This is a genomic window from Streptomyces mesophilus (assembly GCF_011044995.1).
GTDB classification, from domain to species: domain Bacteria; phylum Actinomycetota; class Actinomycetes; order Streptomycetales; family Streptomycetaceae; genus Streptomyces; species Streptomyces mesophilus.
Genome location: NZ_JAAKZW010000027.1, coordinates 1 through 17,829, shown reverse-complemented (window position 1 = coordinate 17,829; position 17,829 = coordinate 1). Strand labels below are relative to the sequence as shown.

Annotated in this window: 13 protein-coding genes and 4 tRNA genes; 9 read left to right on the top strand and 8 right to left on the bottom strand. The window is 70.3% G+C overall.

Going from position 1 to position 17,829, the window contains the following annotated elements; all coding sequences use genetic code 11:
- Nucleotides 1-23 precede the first annotated feature (23 nt).
- The 5 genes from G6045_RS10490 to G6045_RS10470 all read right to left on the bottom strand — a co-directional run bounded on the left by G6045_RS10490 (nt 24) and on the right by G6045_RS10470 (nt 2,453).
- Nucleotides 24-97, bottom strand: a tRNA-Phe gene (locus tag G6045_RS10490).
- 22 nt (nt 98-119) lie between these two features.
- Nucleotides 120-194 (bottom strand) — tRNA-Asp (locus G6045_RS10485).
- A 38-nt stretch (nt 195-232) separates the two neighbouring features.
- Nucleotides 233-305 (bottom strand) — tRNA-Glu (locus tag G6045_RS10480).
- A 98-nt stretch (nt 306-403) separates the two neighbouring features.
- On the bottom strand, nt 404-2,038 hold the full coding sequence (locus tag G6045_RS10475; RefSeq protein WP_165331598.1) for a metallophosphoesterase family protein: 1,635 nt from the start codon (nt 2,036-2,038) through the stop codon (nt 404-406).
- Between the two features lie 64 nt (nt 2,039-2,102).
- Nucleotides 2,103-2,453, bottom strand: coding sequence for a metallopeptidase family protein (locus G6045_RS10470; RefSeq protein WP_165331597.1), 351 nt, complete (start codon nt 2,451-2,453; stop codon nt 2,103-2,105).
- A 217-nt stretch (nt 2,454-2,670) separates the two neighbouring features.
- On the opposite strand from G6045_RS10470, the gene G6045_RS10465 reads away from it, so the two are divergent.
- The 9 genes from G6045_RS10465 to G6045_RS10425 all read left to right on the top strand — a co-directional run bounded on the left by G6045_RS10465 (nt 2,671) and on the right by G6045_RS10425 (nt 15,375).
- Nucleotides 2,671-3,198 (top strand): hypothetical protein, encoded by a 528-nt coding sequence (locus G6045_RS10465; protein ID WP_328707727.1) that lies wholly within the window; start codon nt 2,671-2,673, stop codon nt 3,196-3,198.
- Between the two features lie 248 nt (nt 3,199-3,446).
- Entirely contained in the window at nt 3,447-5,720 is a 2,274-nt protein-coding gene (locus G6045_RS10460) for a DEAD/DEAH box helicase (protein WP_165331596.1), read from the top strand.
- Between the two features lie 340 nt (nt 5,721-6,060).
- Nucleotides 6,061-9,054 (top strand): FG-GAP-like repeat-containing protein, encoded by a 2,994-nt coding sequence (locus G6045_RS10455; protein ID WP_165331595.1) that lies wholly within the window; start codon nt 6,061-6,063, stop codon nt 9,052-9,054.
- 300 nt (nt 9,055-9,354) lie between these two features.
- Nucleotides 9,355-11,391, top strand: coding sequence for an FG-GAP-like repeat-containing protein (locus tag G6045_RS10450; protein ID WP_235967771.1), 2,037 nt, complete (start codon nt 9,355-9,357; stop codon nt 11,389-11,391).
- Complete coding sequence (locus G6045_RS10445; RefSeq protein ID WP_165331593.1) at nt 11,391-12,929, top strand: FG-GAP-like repeat-containing protein; 1,539 nt, start codon at nt 11,391-11,393, stop codon at nt 12,927-12,929. The genes G6045_RS10450 and G6045_RS10445 overlap by 1 nt, the downstream gene beginning before the upstream one ends.
- 100 nt (nt 12,930-13,029) lie before the next feature.
- Nucleotides 13,030-13,102, top strand: a tRNA-Lys gene (locus G6045_RS10440).
- 221 nt (nt 13,103-13,323) lie between these two features.
- Complete coding sequence (locus G6045_RS10435) at nt 13,324-13,743, top strand: STAS domain-containing protein (protein WP_165331592.1); 420 nt, start codon at nt 13,324-13,326, stop codon at nt 13,741-13,743.
- Nucleotides 13,744-13,792: 49 nt separating this feature from the next.
- Nucleotides 13,793-14,611, top strand: a complete 819-nt coding sequence (locus G6045_RS10430) for a GAF and ANTAR domain-containing protein (RefSeq protein WP_328707726.1) — start codon at nt 13,793-13,795, stop codon at nt 14,609-14,611.
- A complete protein-coding gene (locus G6045_RS10425) occupies nt 14,608-15,375 on the top strand; it encodes a GAF and ANTAR domain-containing protein (RefSeq protein ID WP_165331590.1) in 768 nt (255 codons plus the stop codon). The genes G6045_RS10430 and G6045_RS10425 overlap by 4 nt, the downstream gene beginning before the upstream one ends.
- Before the next feature lie 61 nt (nt 15,376-15,436).
- On the opposite strand, the gene G6045_RS10420 is transcribed toward G6045_RS10425, so the two are convergent.
- The 3 genes from G6045_RS10420 to G6045_RS10410 all read right to left on the bottom strand — a co-directional run bounded on the left by G6045_RS10420 (nt 15,437) and on the right by G6045_RS10410 (nt 17,802).
- The gene (locus G6045_RS10420) at nt 15,437-15,997 is read right to left on the bottom strand and encodes a hypothetical protein (RefSeq protein ID WP_165331589.1); all 561 of its coding nucleotides are present in this window, start codon (nt 15,995-15,997) and stop codon (nt 15,437-15,439) included.
- A 329-nt stretch (nt 15,998-16,326) separates the two neighbouring features.
- Nucleotides 16,327-16,740: a DUF5994 family protein gene (locus tag G6045_RS10415; protein WP_165331588.1), complete on the bottom strand. Its 414-nt coding sequence runs from the start codon at nt 16,738-16,740 to the stop codon at nt 16,327-16,329.
- Nucleotides 16,741-16,800: 60 nt separating this feature from the next.
- The gene (locus G6045_RS10410; protein WP_165331587.1) at nt 16,801-17,802 is read right to left on the bottom strand and encodes an acyl-CoA desaturase; all 1,002 of its coding nucleotides are present in this window, start codon (nt 17,800-17,802) and stop codon (nt 16,801-16,803) included.
- Nucleotides 17,803-17,829 lie beyond the last annotated feature (27 nt).

Genomic DNA, 17,829 nt, shown 5'->3' with positions numbered 1-17,829 from the left:
CCTTGTTCCCTTTGCAGGGGCGGTGGCTGGGGCCGGGATCGAACCGGCGACCTATCGCTTTTCAGGCGATCGCTCGTACCAACTGAGCTACCCAGCCACGAGGTTCAAAAAAACCTCAGCGGTCCTGACGGGATTTGAACCCGCGGCCTCCACCTTGACAGGGTGGCGAGCACTCCAAACTGCTCCACAGGACCAAGCTGTTGTGCGACTAAGTGTCGCACAGGGTGTTGCGTGCCCCCAACGGGATTCGAACCCGTGCTACCGCCTTGAAAGGGCGGCGTCCTAGGCCGCTAGACGATGAGGGCTATCGGCCCGCCTGGGCGCCGCTCGGTGAATGAACACTGTGCAGCGCGTCGGGGACGTGAGAAGCATATGGGATGGGGGGAGGTATCGCCAAAACGGTTTACGGACCCCGGCTCGAGCGCGTGGGAGGCCCTGTCGGGGAGGGGGTCGCGCCAGGGGTGTTCTCCTCCGGGAGATGGCGGCTGACCTCGGCTTTTGTCAGCCCCAGACCGCCGAGGCGTATCTCGTCCCAGGCCTGGAGGTGTTTGGTCTCGCGGTCCAGGTAGAGGACGGAGGCCTCGATGGGGTCGGGGTCGTCGCCCTCGTCGACCTCGACCGCGCGCAGACCGCTGCCGCCCGTCGATCCTTCGATACGGAGCCGGGTGCCGCGGTCCATGACCTCCATCTCCTGGTGGTGCACATGCCCGGCGAGCACGAGCGGGACCGCGCCGTCGGTCTTGCGGGCCGCGACCGGGTTGTGGGCGACCGCGATATCGACGGGGGTGCCGCGGGAGCGCTGCGCCCACAGCGCCGAGGCCAGGGTGGACCCGGCGATCTCCTCCGCCGGATCCCCCTCGGCGGCCACCGAGCGGTCCGGGGTGTACTGCGGATCGCCCATGCCGGCGATGCGCAGCCCTGCGACGTCGGCCGCTTCGCCGTCGTCGAGGACGTGGACGTTCTTCAGGCCCTCCAGATACGCCTGGGTGGCCGCCGAATCGTGGTTGCCGCGGACCCAGACGTATGGGGCGCCGAGTTCTTGGACCGGGTCGAGGAAGGGGTTCTCGGCGGGGCTGCCGTGGTCCATGGTGTCGCCGGAGTCGACGATCAGATCGATGTCGTACTGCTCGACGAGGGAGCCGATGATCTGCCACGCCGCGGGGTTGAGGTGGATGTCGGAGACGTGCAGGAGGCGGATGGTGGTGGGGTCGGCCGCGTACTGCGGGAGCGTGGAGGCGGCGTCGTACAGCCGGGTGACATTGGTGACCAGGCGCGCCAACTCCTTCTGGTAGACGTCGAATTCGGAGACGATGCTGCGCGCGTTGCCGACGAGGGACGGGGCCGAGGCGAGCAGGCCGTCGAACTTCGGCTCGAGGACCGACTTGGGGTTCCAGGTGGCGAAGGCCGAGAGCCCGGAGGCCGCGAGCAGCGCGAGGGCCGTGCCGCCGGCCGCGAGGGCGCGGCGCGGGGTGCGGAAGACGGCGAGGCCGAGCACCGTGGCGCCGGAGACCACCGCGATGCAGGAGCGAAGGGCCAGGTCACGGGTGCCGGAGACGACGTCGGCGGTGACCTCGTCCTGCAGGCCCGAGAAGCGCTCGGGGTGGTCGACCAGGGCCTGGGCCCGGTCCGGGTCGAGGCGGTCGACGTCGACGTCGAGCCGGATGGGGGCGCGGTGCGACTCGAGCCGCAGGGAGCCGAGCGGCGAGATGTTGATCTTCGTGCCGCCGCTGACGGAGGGCCGCAGCGTCATCTTGGTGTCCATCGGACCCACGGGGGTGCGGACGCTGCCGACGATCAGGAGCCCGAGCCACGCGCCGAGCAGCACCACGGCGACCATGCCGAGTGCGCGGGCGTAGGGATGCGGGGGGTGGACCAGTTCGGGGACGGGGTGCGGGTGGCGTGCGCGGTAATGGCGTACCAGTGCGCGAGGTGTGTTCCGTACGCGCGCCGCACGCCACAGGAACGGGGCTGTGGTGCGGCGCACGCGTGCTGCTGCGTGGCGTAGGCGGGCTATGGCGGCGTACGGGTCGCGGGCCATTGGGCCCGTATGCCCGGATGGGTACGGGGTTATGCCCCCGCGGAGAGGTCGGCCCCCGGTGGGGTCAGCCCCAGCCCAGCTCGTGCAGTCGTTCGTCATCGATGCCGAAGTGGTGGGCGATCTCGTGGACCACTGTCACCGCGACTTCGTGGACGACGTCCTCGGACGTCTCGCAGTAGCGCAGGGTCGGGCCCATGTAGATGGAGATACGGTCCGGCAGCACACCGGCGTACCACTCGCCGCGGTCGGTGAGCGGGGTGCCCTCGTAGAGGCCGAGCAGTTCGGGGTCGTCGGCGGGGGGTTCGTCCTCCACGAACACCGCGACGTTGTCCATGACCCGGGTCAATTCCGGCGGAATCTGGTCGAGCGCCTCGCTCACCAGCTCTTCGAAGGCTTCACGCGTCATCTCCAGCACAGGGCCATTGTCCGCGAGGCGGCCGGTTTTCGTCGGGCCGTCGGTTGGGCCGGTTTCTGATCGGCGGGTGACGGTTTGTGGCGGGGTCGGTTCGCCCGTGGTGCCCCTTGTCCACAACAGGACGGACCCGGTGCCACACCTGTCGCTTGCGTGTCTTCTTACGCCGTACGGGAGTTGGGCACGGCGATCCCCGTCGCCGCGCCCCGGAGGTGCCGCCGTGCGCCAGCCGCCCTTTCCCGACCGCCCGCCATACGGCCGTTCGCTGCGGTGGGCCGCCGTGCTGCTCGCGGTCGCGGCGAGTGCGGGGTGCGTGAGCCTCGGGGGCGACGGGGACAAGCCCGCGCCGGGGCCCTCCACCTCGCAGCAGGGCGACGGGACCGGGCCCGACGGGGGTGCGGTGGTCTCGGGCGGTGCGCGCGGCGGGCAGCCCGCGGCGAAGAACGGGGCGAGCCCGAGCGCGTCCGGCTCCGGTACGCCCAGTGCGTCCCCCTCGGGCGCCGCCAAGCCGTCCGCGGGACCGGCCGGCCCGGACCCGACGCCGACGAGGACCCGTACGAAGGACCCGAGGCCCAGCCCGTCCCAGGAGCCCCCCGAGCCGGAGCCCTCGCCGACCCCGACGCCGAGCGAGGAGCCCTCGCCGCAGCCGTCGGATTCGGCCGGGGCGCACCAGACACAGCTGTCCCAGGAGGAGCGGTACGAGGAGATCCAGGAGCGGGAGCCTTCGCCTCGGCGAGGCCCTGCCTGAGCGCGTCCGCCCGCTCTGACCTGCGTAAAGGACCTGGGTGCAGTTGCCCCGAAGGGGCCGGTTTGCCTTTTGGTACGGGGGGTGCGTACAGTGGTAGATCGTTTGATCCCATTTGCCCGGCGCCGCAGAAAAGAGCGCCGTGAGGCGCGTACTCTCCCTTGCCGTGACTGGACCGCATTGAGGCGGTCGAATTGTGACTTCACGGAGTTATGGGCGCGTGCCGAGACTCCGAGAGGTTTCAGTTTCGCATGTCCACTTTCAGTACCGATCACTCCGTCATGCCCGCGTCCGCTGAGGACGAGGCGGTCATCACGACCGCCGACCTCGCTGTCGAGGCCGACGAGACCCCCGAGACCCCCGGCACCCCCGAGATCACCTTCGGTGAGCTCGGCCTGCCCGAGGGCATCGTGCGCAAGCTCGCGCAGAACGGTGTGACCAGCCCCTTCCCGATCCAGGCCGCGACCATCCCGGACGCCCTGGCCGGCAAGGACATCCTCGGCCGTGGCCGTACCGGCTCCGGCAAGACCCTGTCGTTCGGTCTTCCGCTGCTCGCCCGTCTGACCGAGGGCCGCACCGAGAAGCACAAGCCGCGCGGTGTCATCCTCACGCCGACCCGTGAGCTCGCCATGCAGGTGGCCGACGCGCTCCAGCCGTACGGCGACGTCCTCGGCCTGAAGATGAAGGTCGTCTGCGGCGGCACGTCCATGGGCAACCAGATCTACGCGCTCGAGCGCGGCGTCGACATCCTCGTCGCCACCCCGGGCCGTCTGCGCGACCTCATCAACCGTGGCGCCTGCTCGCTCGAGAACATCGAGGTCGCCGTCCTCGACGAGGCCGACCAGATGGCCGACCTGGGCTTCCTGCCCGAGGTCACCGAGCTGCTCGACCAGGTGCCGGCCGGCGGCCAGCGGATGCTGTTCTCGGCCACGATGGAGAACGAGATCTCCACGCTGGTCAAGCGCTACCTGAACAACCCGGTGACGCACGAGGTCGACAGCGCCCAGGGCAACGTCACGACCATGACGCACCACATCCTCATCGTGAAGCCGCGCGACAAGGCTCCGGTCACCGCCGCGATCGCCGCGCGCAAGGGCCGCACGATCATCTTCGTCCGCACCCAGCTGGGCGCCGACCGTATCGCCGAGCAGCTGTGCGACTCCGGTGTGAAGGCCGACGCGCTGCACGGCGGTATGACGCAGGGTGCCCGTACCCGCGTCCTCGAGGACTTCAAGAAGGGCTACGTCAACGCCCTGGTCGCCACCGACGTCGCCGCCCGCGGCATCCACGTCGACGGCATCGACCTGGTCCTGAACGTGGACCCGGCCGGCGACCACAAGGACTACCTGCACCGCTCGGGCCGTACCGCCCGTGCCGGCCGCAGCGGCACCGTCGTCTCGCTCTCGCTGCCGCACCAGCGCCGCCAGATCTTCCGTCTCATGGAGGACGCGGGCGTCGACGCCACGCGTCACATCGTGGGCGGCGCGGGCGCGTTCGACCCGGAGGTCGCCGAGATCACCGGCGCCCGTTCGCTGACCGAGGTCCAGGCCGACTCCGCGGACAAGGCCGCTCAGCAGGCCGAGCGTGATGTCGCCGGTCTGACCAAGGAGCTGGAGCGCGCGCAGCGTCGCGCCACCGAGCTGCGCGAGGAGGCCGACCGCCTCACCGCGCGTGCCGCCCGTGAGCGCGGTGACGACCCGGACGAGGCCATCGCCGAGCGTGCGGCCGAGGCCGTCGTCGAGGAGGTGGCCGCGGCCGTGACCGAGGCGCCGGAGCAGCCGGTGGCCGAGGAGCGTCCCTCCTCGTACGAGCGTCCGCAGCAGCGCCGCGACGAGCGAGGCAACTACGAGCGCCGTGACAACCGTGGTGGCGGTTTCAACCGTGACGACCGTGGCGGCCGTTCTTTCGAGCGTCGTGACAACGACCGTGGTGGCTTCAACCGCGACAGCCGCGACAACCGTGGTGGCGGTTTCAACCGCGACAGCCGTGACAACCGTGGTGGTGGCTTCAACCGCGACGACCGCGGCGGCCGTTCTTTCGAGCGTCGTGACAACGACCGTGGTGGCTTCAACCGCGACAGCCGTGACAACCGCGGTGGCGGTTTCAACCGCGACAGCCGTGACAACCGTGGTGGCGGTTTCAACCGTGACAACGACCGCGGCGGCCGTTCTTTCGAGCGTCGTGACAACGACCGTGGTGGCTTCAACCGCGACAGCCGCGACAACCGCGGCGGTGGCTTCAACCGCGACGACCGTGGCGGCCGTTCTTTCGAGCGCCGTGACAACGACCGTCCGTTCAACCGCGACCGCGACGACCGTGGCGGCCACCGTGGCTCGGACCGCCCGTTCAACCGCGGCGGCTCGGACCGTCCGTTTAACCGCGACAGCCGTGACACCCGCGGTGGCGGCCACCGTGGCTCGGACCGCCCGGCCTTCCGCCGCGACGACCACCGCTCCGGTTCCGCCGGCTCGGGTTCGTCCTTCGGCCGCCGCGACGACAAGCCGCGCTGGAAGCGCAACGGCTGACACTTTGTGTCCGGCTTAGGTCTCTGACCTGCGGAAGCGGGCTCACCCTTCGGGGTGGGCCCGCTTCTTTTTTCTCTTCCTTCACCTACGTCACCGCTGTTACGATCCGGCCTCCTGCATGAGGTGGGTGTGGCCGGGGGGCTTGGCCCGTACCTCGATGCGTTCACAGTGTTCTCGGGGAGGGAACCTCTTGGCCCGGCATGCGCGTTTGCGCTCTCGGGCGGCCCGTCGGATGCGTATGTCCGTCGTCGTGGCCGCCGCAACAGTTTTCAGTGTCACGGGACTTACGGCGTCGGGGGCGGGGCCGGCGGCCACGGGCGACGTCACGATTCCGGCCACGATGCGTACGACGCCCGCTTTCGGCAGCCTCATGGGCGCAGGGAGTACGGGTTTCCTGCACGGGAGTACCGCGCTGGGCGGCTACGGCAAGGTGGACTGGACGACGTACGACGGGAAGACCCATCGCGTCGAGGGTCTGACCAATGGCTTTCGGGTCGATTCCTACGGGGCCGCCTCCGATGTCATCGCCGTGCCGCCCAAGGCGGGCCAACGGGCCGTCGCCCTCACGGACATGGCGTCCGGCAGGTCATGGACCGTCACCCTGCCCGAAGGCCTGAACTACGAGATGACCGTCGGAGAGACGGTGGTGGCTGTCCGGCCCGGGACCGGGAGTCTGTACAGCGAAGTTCATCTGCTGCAGGCCGAGAACGGTGCCACGGTCGACCGCAAGGTGACGGGCCTGCCCGAAGGGGCGATCATCAGCGACGTGGGGGGAGCCTCCACGGGCCTGCTGCTGGACTGGGCTGTCGGGAGTTCCCTCACGCAGTACGCGTGGGTCGACCTGGCGAACGGGCACCTCGAGGTTCTTCCCTTCAAGTATCAACCGGCTCTGACGAGCCGTCACTTCGTGACCTCCGCGCGCGACGAGTCCGGTGCCACCCGCACGGAGATCTACGCGCAGGGGCGTTGGGACGTTCCAGTGCACACGCTGCCCAAGCTGTACATCGGCACCGACACCAAGGTCCTGGGCGTGGTCGACAAGGCGCTGATCGTCGCCCGGTACGACGCGGCGTACGGAGCGAAGGTGTACTACGGCGCCCAGTGGCGCATCTCGGCCGTTCCCTTCGACGGGTCCCCGGAACGGGAGATCATCGCCAGGGCGGTCGCGGACCGCGTGGCGCACCGGCCGGACGGTGGGCTGATCCTGATGGGCGGTGCGGGCTCCGAGGACTACGGATATACGGCCGTCGTGGCCGACGCCTCCGGAGGCGTACGCACCGAGCTGCTCCACCGGATTCCGCCCAAGCCCATGGCCGTCCAAGGGCTGATGCTCGATCAGGGCAGGCTTTCCACCATCGAGTACGGCGACTCCCGTGCCGCCGTGTACACGCGTGAACTCACCGAGCAGGTCCCAGGGTTCGGAGCGCGGACGGACCGGGGCGAGCCCGCCGGCACAACGTGCCGGGATTCCGCGTCCGCCTGCCCCACCTTGGTGCCGACGGGCGACGGCAGGACCGTCTACCGGGGGTTGGACGCGCAGAACAGAGAAGCGCTCTTCGTGGTGGACGGAGGCAACGACTACCCGGGGAAGTCCGTCCCTCTTGATCTCGGAGAGGCCGCCAACTACGCGCCACGGGTCAGGGCCGCCTCGGGTGATCTCGCGCTGGTGCAACGGGACAACACCATTGGCTCCCCGCAGACGTACATCGTCGACATCGACGACGGCCGTACGCTGCACAAGGAGGCGCTGACCCCGAGCGCGCTGTGGGGCGACACCCTGTGGACCGCAGTCGGGCAGGGAACCGGCGGGAAGCTGAGCATCACCGCCAAGAACGCTCGAACCGGTGCGCAGCAGGCGACTCTCACCGTCGGCTCCGACTGCGGGGGCGCCGCGGACCTCCAAGTGGTTGGTCGCTGGCTGTACTGGAAGTGCTGGACCGGGACCGCTCCGAACGCCGCTGCCGGTGTCGTGGATCTGGCCACCGGCAAGAACGTCCCGATCCCGCGCGTCGACGGAACGGCCGTTCTCGGCGACGGCTTCGTCGTGGAAGGCGGTGCTCAGGTCGACCGCTACGACGTGCGCAGCGGCACCGCCGTGGTCCAGTCCCTGGGCCAGGGTGGCGCTCCGGTAGTGGATCCGCGGACCGGCGACTTCGCCTTCCGCGCCTGGCGGGCGGAGTCGGGGGACTGGAGCGAGGTGCGGGTGATCCGGGGGCAGCAGACCGCCGCCGATCTCGTCTCGACCCACAGCCGGGTGACCCCGACCGTGGACACCGACGCCACCCCCGTCCCCTGGCAGGCCGAGTGGTGGCTGACCGAGCCGGCCCTCGCGCCCACCGTCACCTTCAAGGCGAAGTCCACGGGCAAGACGGTCGCCACTGTGACCGGGAAGGCCGGTACCCACTCGGTGACGGCCGCGTGGGACGGCAAGGGCACAGGCGGCGCGCTGCTGCCCAACGGCACGTACATCTGGAGCCTCTCGGCGCAGCCGGCCGACGGGGCCGGGCCCGCGCTGACGAAGACCGGGACCGTGCGCCTGAGCGGCGGTACGGCCGTCAGGCGCGACCATGCGGGCACGACCGCCCGGCCCGACGGAATCGGTGACCTGCTCACCCTCAACTCCTCCGGGGGCCTCACCTTCCAGCACGGCACCGGCAGCGGGACGTTCTCCGGGAAGACCTCGGGGAGCGGCTGGCCGACCTCGACCTTCGCCGTCCCCTTCGGCGACCTGAACGGGGACCGCTGCAACGACGTGCTCGTGCGGATGCCGGACGGCAGGATGCGCGCCTACACGCCGGCCTGTGGTGCCGCGCTGCAGCCGACCACGCAGCACAAGGTGCTCGGCACGGGCTGGAACATGCACAACGTGCTGACGGCGGCGGGTGATCTGACGGGTGACGGCCGCCCCGACCTGGTGGCGCGCAAGGCGGCCACCGGCGAGCTGTTCGTGTACCGCGGGACGGCTTCGGGGACCGTGGGCTCGCCGCTACGGGTCGGCAGCGGCTGGGGGGTCTACACCCACATCACGGGCGCCGGCGACCTGAACGGCGACGGCCGCGCGGACCTCCTGGCCCGGCACACGGACGGCACCCTCTACCGCTACGACGGCCTGGGGAACGGCCTGTTCGCGCCGCGCGCGAAGGTCTTCACGAACTGGGGCGGCTCCTACAACGCGCTCATCGGAGCCGGAGACATCACGGGGGACGGCAAGGCGGATCTGGTCGTACGGGACAAGGCCGGAAACCTGTACCGCAACACCGGTGACGGCAAGGGCTCCTTCTCCGGCCGCACGCAGATCGCCACCGGCTGGGGTGTGTACAAGGGAGTCTTCTGACGGCGTGACAGTCCTGCGGAAGCAGGGGGAAGCGGGCCCGCTCTTCACGAGCGGGCCCGCTTCTCTTTTCTCTTCCTTCACATGCGCCCCGGCTGTTACGATCCGGCCCTCGCGCGCGAGATGGGTGTGGCCAGGGGGGCTCGGCCCGGATCTCGAAGCGCTCTGAAGAATTCTCGGGGAGGGACCCTCTTGGCCCGGCATGCGCGTTTGCGCTCTCGGGCGGCCCGGCATCTGCGTATGTACGCCGCTGCGGCCGCTGCAATAGCCGTCAATGTCACGGGACTTACGGCATCAGGGGCGATGGCGGATGCGCCGACGCCCATCGTCACGGACGGTGTCTGGGGCATCGACTTCGCCGGTGGCACGCTGCACACGGTGGAGCGCGGCGCGAGCGGCGACCGGTTCGTCGTCGCGCGCACGGTCTCCGCGGACGGCACGAGCGCAGGCGAGCGGGTCGGGTACGGCTATGCCGATCCGTTCGCCGACGGCTCCCACCTGGAGTACGTGCCCTGCGACGCCGGCGACTGCGTACCGCTGCGCAACGCCGGGAACGGTCACCAGACCCGCTTCCACGTCAGCAGCAGCGGCACCCAGCGGGCGGAGATCCGCACCGGCCCCTCCAGCGGGCACTGGAACGAAGAACCCTCCGTCACCGGCGGCCGGTTCGTCGACGTCACCGGCAACTTCTACGTCTACAACGCGGCCTCCACCGGCAAGCAGTACGTCGACTACGCCTCGCCGTTCCGCTACGCGAGCCTGCGCCTCACCCGTTCCATCACCGCCGCCTCCGTCTGGGGCACCCGCCTGTGGACCGCCAACGCGGCGGCAGGATCCGTCAGTGCGCTCGACCTGAAGAAGAAACAGGTCGTCGAGACAATCGCCGTCGGCGCTCCGTGCTCGGTCAAGGAGCTGCAGGCCATCGGCCGCTGGCTGTACTGGAACTGCGGCCCCGCCGGAGCCGCCGGGGTGTATGACCACACGACCAAGCGGAAGATCACCGTGCCGTCAGGTCCGGCCCTCGTCGGCGACGGGTACCTCGTCCAGCACGACCGCGCCGCGGGCAAGCTGATGCTGACCGACTTCCACACGGGCGCGGCTGCCCCTGCACGGGAGATCGCCGAGCTGCCGGCCGGGAACACGGCCGACCAGCGCCGGCTCACCTGGAGCGTCGACAAGTTCGGTGGCGACATCGCTTATGTCGGCGGGGACAACGCCGTCCACGTCGTGCAGAGCGGGGTGCCCGCGCAGCCGCTCGGAAAGATCGACTCGGATCTCGCCGCTTCCGACTTCAGCGTCAAGTCCACGACCGGCAGCCAGATCTGGAACAGCACCTGGCAGCTCAACAAGCCCGCGCACTGGACGTTCACGGTCAAGGACGTGCTGGGCAGGACCGTCCGCACGATCAAGAGCGAAGCCCCCGGCACCGAGCCCGTCGTCGGATGGGACGGCAGGACCGACGACGGAGCATGGGTCTTCAGCGGCAAGCACCGCTGGACCCTCACCGCGACGGCCGCCGACGGCGGCGGCACGTACACGACGAGTGCCGACATCGGGGTGTACGAAGCCCAGCACGGCTTCCACGACCTGGGCAACTCCGCGCACGGCGACCTCATGACCCTCAACTCCAGCGGGGTCCTGAGCACTCACTTCGGCAACGGCGCCGGTGCCTTCCCGTCGAAGACCTCCGGCAGCGGCTGGCCGGCCGGCACCCGTGCCGTGCCGTTCGGCGACACGGGCAAGGACCGCTGCGCCGAGCTGCTCGTCCGGATGCCGAACGGCGAGCTGCGCCGCTACACGGGCAAGTGCGGCGGTGGATACGTGCCGCACAGCAGCCATCTCGTCCTCGGTACGGGCTGGGGGCAGTACGACGTGCTGACCTCACCGGGCGATCTGAACAGCGACGGCCGATCGGACCTGATCGCGCGCCAGACCACCACGGGCGACCTGTACTTCTACGCCGGAACCGCGGACGGCAAGCTCGCGGCCCGCGTGAAGATCGGGACGAACTGGAAGACGTACGGGCGGATCACCGGAGCCGGCGATCTGACGGGCGACGGCAAGGCCGATCTCCTCGCCCATGACAGGAACGGCTTCCTGTGGCGCTACGACGGCCTGGGCAACGGGCGGTTCGCGCCGCGCCAGCAGGTGTTCTCCGACTGGGGCCGCTCGTACAACACCGTCATCGGCGTCGGTGACATCTCCGGTGACGGCCGGGCCGACATCGTCGTCCGCGACAGCGCGGGCAATCTCTACCGCAACAACGGCAACGGCAAGGGCAGTTTCAGCGGCCGCGTGAAGCTCGCGGCCGGCTGGCAGACGTACAAGGGGATCTTCTGATGCGCCGTACCGTTTCGCGCACCGCACGCCGTCTCGGCGCGGTGCTCGCCTCCACGGCCCTGTTCACGGGGCTCCTGGACGGTGCCCTCGGGCAGGCACCCGAGGCACACGCGGCGGTGTCCGTCCCGTCCTGGGTGATCCCGCTCTATTACGAGGACGAGGGCACCCAGGTGACCCGGGTATGCACCGGGATCGTGCTGTCCAAGTCGAAGACGTTGGCCGCGCCTGACTGTTTCACGGGCATGGGTGAAGCCGACATGGTGTGGGAGTACAACAGCAGCGGAGAGCTGTGGGGAGGCAGCAACTACCCCGGCTATCGCACTCATCCACAGTTCAACGCCACCACCCGCCAGGCCGCGCTCGCCGTGACCAACCGACGCACCCCCGACAACGCGGGCAAGCCCGTGCTCGCGAGCTCGGCGGACAGCGCCCTGTACGCGCCCGGGGCCACGGCGGTCTTCTCCTCGTGGACCGGTCTGGTCGAGGACCAGCGCTACAAGCACAGCGAGCAGGTCGTCATCAAGTCGGCCGCGGAGTGTGCCGCCCTGCTCGGGAGCCCGCTGCCCTCGGGCATGCTGTGCAGCGCACCGGCGCCCGGAGCACCGCCCGTCGCGGACGACGACCAGTGCCTCGGGGACGCGGGCGGCGCGCTCGTGGCCGGCGGCAAGCTCATCGGGATCTCGGCCACACGGAGCACTGGCTGTGTGCAGTCGGGCGTACGTCTCTACGCGCGCGCCTCCTCGCATCGCGCCGTGATCGGCAACTGGACCACGGACGTCGACCTCGGCGTCGGCGACCTGGGCAGCTTCCTCGGGCGACAGTCGTACGACCTGGTGGATATCTGCGCGCCGTTTCCGGGGTCGAACCTTGGCTGCAAGCCGGACAACGAAGGCAACTTCTCCGCCCGCGGCTACAACAGCGTCGTGCAGGCCGGTGATCTGAACGGTGACGGCTTCGGCGACCTGCTCGCCCGTACCTCCGGCGGAACCCTCTACCGGGTACCTGCCAGCGATTTCGAGCCGGACTTCGACCGGCGGTCCAACATCGGCACAGGCTGGCAGATCTACGACCGCCTGGTCGCGACCCGCGACCTCTCCGGTGACGGGATTCCCGACGTGGTGGCGCGGGACAAGGCCGGAGTGCTCTGGCTCCACCGCGGCACGGGCAAGGGCGGGTTCGTCGGCCGGCTGCGCATCGGCAGCGGCTGGAACACCTACACGGCGCTGGCAGGCCGCGGAGACCTCTCCGGTGACGGGATTCCCGACCTGGTGGCGCGGGACAAGGCCGGAGTGCTCTGGTTCTACCGGGGCACCGGTAAGAGCACGTTCGCCGCGCGCACCCGCGTCGGCTCCGGCTGGGGCCAGTTCAACGCGATCATCGGCAGCGGGGACTTCGACCGCAACGGCATCCAGGACCTCGTCACGCGGACACCGGCCGGTGCGCTCTACGTCTACAACGCCAACCACAAGGGCAGCTTCGTCACACCGCCGAAGAAACTGGCCACGACCTATATGAAGGGTTTCATCAGCCTGTCCTGAGCAGGGAACCCTCCTTCGCGAGCCATGCGACCGGCCCGGAAACCGATACTCGATCGGAGCTCCGGGCCGGTCGGGCTATGCTCGGGGGTGCCATCGGCAAGGACCGTTAGCTCAATTGGCAGAGCAGTGGACTTTTAATCCATTGGTTGTGGGTTCGAGTCCCACACGGTCTACCGGGAGCGGGCGAGCTGTGCCGCTCTGTATCACGTGTGCTGTGGCCCGTCCGGGATTCCGGGCGGGTCGCAGTCGTTTCCGGGATGCCTCCCGTCGGCTCGGCCCGCGCGAGTAGGCTCGAAATACGGTCGCCCCGGACCCGGCCCTCTCCGTTCAGTCCGTTTCGCGCAACAGAGGCTCTGCGCACTGGTGCAGCACCCTGCCGGAGGAGATGGGGCGCATGAGCTCTCATCCCGACTTGTCCGAAGTGGACGGCCAGTTGGTACGTCCGGTCCTGTTCGACGACTGCCGTGTGGTGCGCGCGCACGGCGAGCTGGACCTGCTCACCGTGGCGCCGCTGGTACGGGCCCTGAACCTGGCCCGTACCGGAAGAGGACGGCTCTGTCTCATCGTCGACCTGAGCGAGGTCACCTTCGCGGACGGAAGCATCCTCGGGCCCCTGTCCGACGCCTGGGCCGACTGCCGGGAGCGGCACGGCTGGGTCCGCGTCGTCTACACGACCTCGGCGACCGCGCTGCTCTTCCGGGCCGGTGGCCTCGCCGACCGCTTTCCGGGGTATGCGAGTGCCCGGGACGCCTGGCGCGGGGTGGCCGAGGGGCCGGGGACCGCGTCCCGGCCGATGTGGGGCAAGGGCGCGTAGTGTTCGCCACATACCGGCCCGCGCCCCGTGCGGGGATATGCCTGGCCGAGTGGAACGGAGACCGGTGATCAGCGACGGCATGGCCGAGGTGCTGCGGTCCCTTCGCCCCGGAAGCGGCGGCGATCCCGCGGCGGCCGGGGCACGGGCACTGGGTGTGCCGGGCGTCGCCGTGTCCGTGTTCCCCAGGTCCCCGGACGGGGTGGGCGCAGTGCGGGCGCCGGAGCCCCTGTGGTGCTTCCCCGAGCTGAGCCTGCGGTTCGAGGAGCTGCAGTTCACGCTGGGCGAGGGACCGGGGCCGGACGCCGTGCGCGCCGGAATTCCCGTACTGGAACCGGACCTTCGCCTGGTGGCGCCCGACCGCTGGCCCGTGTTCCTGGCGGCCGCGCAGCAGCTGGGCGTGCACGGAGTGTGCTGCTTCCCGCTCGCTCTGGGGGGCGCCAGGATCGGTCTGCTGACGCTGCTGTGCGACGGGAGCGGACCGCTCAGCGACATCCAGCTCCAGGACACGAACACCCTGACCGCCGCCCTGATCGCGTCGCTGCTCGGCGATCGGGGGCCGCTGGACGGGCTGAGCAGCATGAACGGGGGGCCCGTCGGGAGCGACGGGGCCGCAGGACATGACGGTGACGGCCTTTGGCCGCCCGAAGGGCTGCGGCGGGCCGTGGTGCACCAGGCCACGGGCATGATCAGCGTCCAGCTCGACACGACACTCGCGCAGGCCCTGGTGCGGCTGCGCGCTTACGCCTACAGCAGTGGGCGTCCGCTCGGGGACGTCGCGGAGGACGTCGTGGCCCGACGACTTCGATTCGAGGGTGCTATGGACGACGATGGGAACGGGCCTCATTCGCCCGACGGTGGAGAGGGATGATCGACATGGCCCGGGAACAGCGGCTCGCCGAAGTCTTCGTCGAGATCGCGGATTCGCTCATCGACGACTTCGACGTCCTCGACCTTCTGCAGCGGCTCTCCGCTCGCTGCGTGGAGCTCCTCGGCGTCTCGGCCGCGGGCATCCTGCTCGCCGACGCGGACGGGGAACTGCAGGTCATCGCCGCGTCGGATGAGCACACCCGGCTTCTGGAGCTGTTCGCGCGGCAGCACGACCAGGGCCCGTGCATGGAGTGCTTCCGCAGTGGCGCGGCCCGTACGAACATCGACCTGAGGAACTCCGGCGCGGCCGCCGACTGGCCCCGTTTCACGCCGCGGGCCCGCGAGATCGGTTACGTGACGACGCATGCCATCCCGCTGCGTCTGCGCGACCGGGTGGTGGGCGCGCTGAACCTCTTCCAGCGGACCGACCGCCGGCTTGCCGAGGACGAGATCGCCCTCGCCCAGGCACTGGCCGACGTCGCCACGATCACGATCCTGCAGCAGCGCTCGCTGGAGCAGTCGCATGTGGTGAACACCCAGCTGAACAGCGCGCTCAGCAGCCGCATCCTGGTGGAGCAGGTCAAGGGCGTGCTCGCGGAGCGCTGGAACACCTCGGTCGACGACGCCTTCCACGCGTTCCGGTCCTATGCCCGCTCCCACCATCTGCGCCTGACGGATCTGGCCCGGCACGTCGTCGACGGCTCGTTCGACACGGCCGTCATCCCCGCTCCGGAGGCCGGTCCGGAGGCAGGTCCGGCGGCCTAGGGGTGGCGTAACACCCGTATACGCAGGGTGAGTTGCCGCGCAGGGGTGGCCGGCAGGTGGTTCACACGCTGAGCAGCAGCACGTGCTGCGGGGGCCACAGCGGTGTCCCGTACGGGGTGCCGGGGGCGTCGCGCCACCCCCAGGACCGCAGTGCCTCGACGGTCCATACGTCGGCACGGGGGACCAGGGTGATGCCCGTGGTGTGGCCGTGGTCGACGAGCAGCCGCTTCTGCAGGCGCCGGGCCAGGTTCCACTCGCGCTGCGGGGAGAGCTGCCGCACCCGGAGCGGGACCACGATCTCCCGTATCTCGAACATCCCCGCGCGCAGCGGGAATCCGTAGGCGCAGGCCGTGATCGAGGTGTTCTCGGCGACGACAAGCCCGAATCCGGGACGGCGGATGTCCGCCGTCAGACGCTGCCGGAAGTCATGGCTGAGGCGGTCCTCCTGCCAGGCCCGTACGCCGCATGTGGCCGCGTACAGCGCGCAGAGCTCCGGGAGCCGGTCGGCTATCTGGTACCGGGTCAGCGGGTGGAGCCGCTCCGCGGACCAAGGCGAAGGGCCCCGGCCCCGGTCCGGCGAGGATGGCCGGGCGTCGGCGGGCCGCACCGCATGTTCTGTCATGGAGCGCATCCGTCCCTTCCGTGCCGTATCTGCCGGGGGAGGGCCCGGTATCCGGGCCGCGCTCACCGGGGAACGGCCCCAGGCGGAAATCCGCAGAACGTCGCCGAGGGCCGGCCCGGCGAGAAGACGCGCCTCCCCTGCGGCGTCTTCTCGACTTCCTCGTCGCCCGTGACTCCAGGGCGCGGGAGTGCCCTGGTGATGACTGTCCGGAGGGACGAGGCGCCGGAGCCGCGCCTATCGGTGATGCGGGTCCGGCTGTCTTCAGAACCGCACCCGGGGTCGCGGGGCACGTAGGTAGGGCATCTACCCGTACCAGGCAGGTCCATGCGTCAATGACCGGCCTGTTCAAGGAAGTTGGCGAGAAACTCCGGCGAGGTGGCGGGCTGATCCGTTCCGGCCTCGTCCGGAGGGACGACGAGCAGGTCCCAGCGTCCGCGGCCGGGGGAGAGCAGGACGACGGTGTCCGTGCCGGTGGCCGCCAGGCTCCTGCGCAGCCGGACGACCTGGCCGGCGACGAGCAGCCGGCCGGGCGCCGCCGCCCACAGGGCGCCGTTGAGCCGCACGCTGGTGATGTGGCCCCAGGTGGGGGGCAGTCCGGCGAGCAGGACGGGCAGTTCGGTGAGCAGGTCGGGGGAGCGCGGCCACCACACGCCGTCGATGGCGCGCGGTCCGCCCGCGGCGGGCGCCAGGTGCAGACGGAGGAGGGGCTGGGAGGGGGGCAGGGAATACGGTGCGAGGCTCATGGGGTGCGGCTCCTGCCGACTGCTGTGCGTGGACTGGGGGTCGATGAGTGGACGAGGGGTTCAGATGCGGCGGGCGGCGACGCGGTCCGCGGTCGGCCAGCGCACGTCGTGCACCCAGCCGCAGCGTTCGAGCAGCCGGATGACGGCGGCCGACGGGTCGAGCTGACCGCGTTCCACGCCGTGTCGGGCGCTGGTGGGGTCGGCGTGGTGGAGGTTGTGCCAGCTCTCGCCGAAGGAGAGCAGGGCGAGCGGCCACAGGTTGGTGGCCCGGTCGTGGCGCCGGGTGCGGAACGGGCGCTCGCCGATCATGTGGCACAGCGAGTTGACGCTCCAGGTGACGTGGTGGAGCAGCGCGATACGGACGAGTCCCGCCCACAGCAGGCCGGTCACCCCGTACAGCCAACTGCCGCCGATCGCCCAGCCGAGGCCGAACGGCAGGGCGAGGGTGAGCAGGCACAGGAGCGGGAAGGCGCGGGAGACGGCGCGGATGTCACGGTCGGCGAGCAGATCGGGGACGTAACGCTCGTGCGGCGTGGGGTCGTTGCGGAACAGCCAGCCGACGTGCGCGTGCAGCAGCCCGCGCAACTGGCCGCGCAGATGCGTGCCGTAGCGGTACGGGGAGTGCGGATCGCCGGGGCGGTCGGTGAACGCGTGGTGGCGGCGGTGCGTGGCGACCCAGCCGATCACGTCGCCCTGGAAGCTCATCGAACCGGCCACCGCGAGGGCGATGCGTACGGGGCGGACGGCCCGGTAGCCGCCGTGGGTGAGACCGCGGTGGAAGCCGACCGTGACGCCGAGGCCGGTGAGTACGTACAGGGCGAGCCCGAGCACGATGTCCGTGGGATGGATCAGGCGTCCCCAGAGCAGCCAGCCGGCGAGGCCGAGCGCCACGAACGGCAGCACGACGATGACCGCCGTCACCGCGACGTACAGGCGCTCCCCGCCTTCCCGGCGAGGAGCCGAACCCTCCTGCGGGAAGGGCGAGTTGCCGTCGTACCCCTGAGGTGACGGGGCGGCGTCCGGCGGGGATTCGGGGATACGGGTGGGGGAAGTCAGGGGCATGTACAGGCTCCTCGGCCTCGGTGCGGA

Excerpts from the sequence above, each read along its gene's own strand:
- G6045_RS10475 (WP_165331598.1), bottom strand. The coding sequence starts at position 2,038 with ATGGCCCGCGACCCGTACGCCGCCATAGCCCGCCTACGCCACGCAGCA.
- G6045_RS10460 (WP_165331596.1), top strand. The coding sequence starts at position 3,447 with ATGTCCACTTTCAGTACCGATCACTCCGTCATGCCCGCGTCCGCTGAG.
- G6045_RS10455 (WP_165331595.1), top strand. The coding sequence starts at position 6,061 with ATGCGTACGACGCCCGCTTTCGGCAGCCTCATGGGCGCAGGGAGTACG.
- G6045_RS10450 (WP_235967771.1), top strand. The coding sequence starts at position 9,355 with ATGGCGGATGCGCCGACGCCCATCGTCACGGACGGTGTCTGGGGCATC.
- G6045_RS10445 (WP_165331593.1), top strand. The coding sequence starts at position 11,391 with ATGCGCCGTACCGTTTCGCGCACCGCACGCCGTCTCGGCGCGGTGCTC.
- G6045_RS10435 (WP_165331592.1), top strand. The coding sequence starts at position 13,324 with ATGAGCTCTCATCCCGACTTGTCCGAAGTGGACGGCCAGTTGGTACGT.
- G6045_RS10425 (WP_165331590.1), top strand. The coding sequence starts at position 14,608 with ATGATCGACATGGCCCGGGAACAGCGGCTCGCCGAAGTCTTCGTCGAG.
- G6045_RS10420 (WP_165331589.1), bottom strand. The coding sequence starts at position 15,997 with ATGACAGAACATGCGGTGCGGCCCGCCGACGCCCGGCCATCCTCGCCG.
- G6045_RS10415 (WP_165331588.1), bottom strand. The coding sequence starts at position 16,740 with ATGAGCCTCGCACCGTATTCCCTGCCCCCCTCCCAGCCCCTCCTCCGT.
- G6045_RS10410 (WP_165331587.1), bottom strand. The coding sequence starts at position 17,802 with ATGCCCCTGACTTCCCCCACCCGTATCCCCGAATCCCCGCCGGACGCC.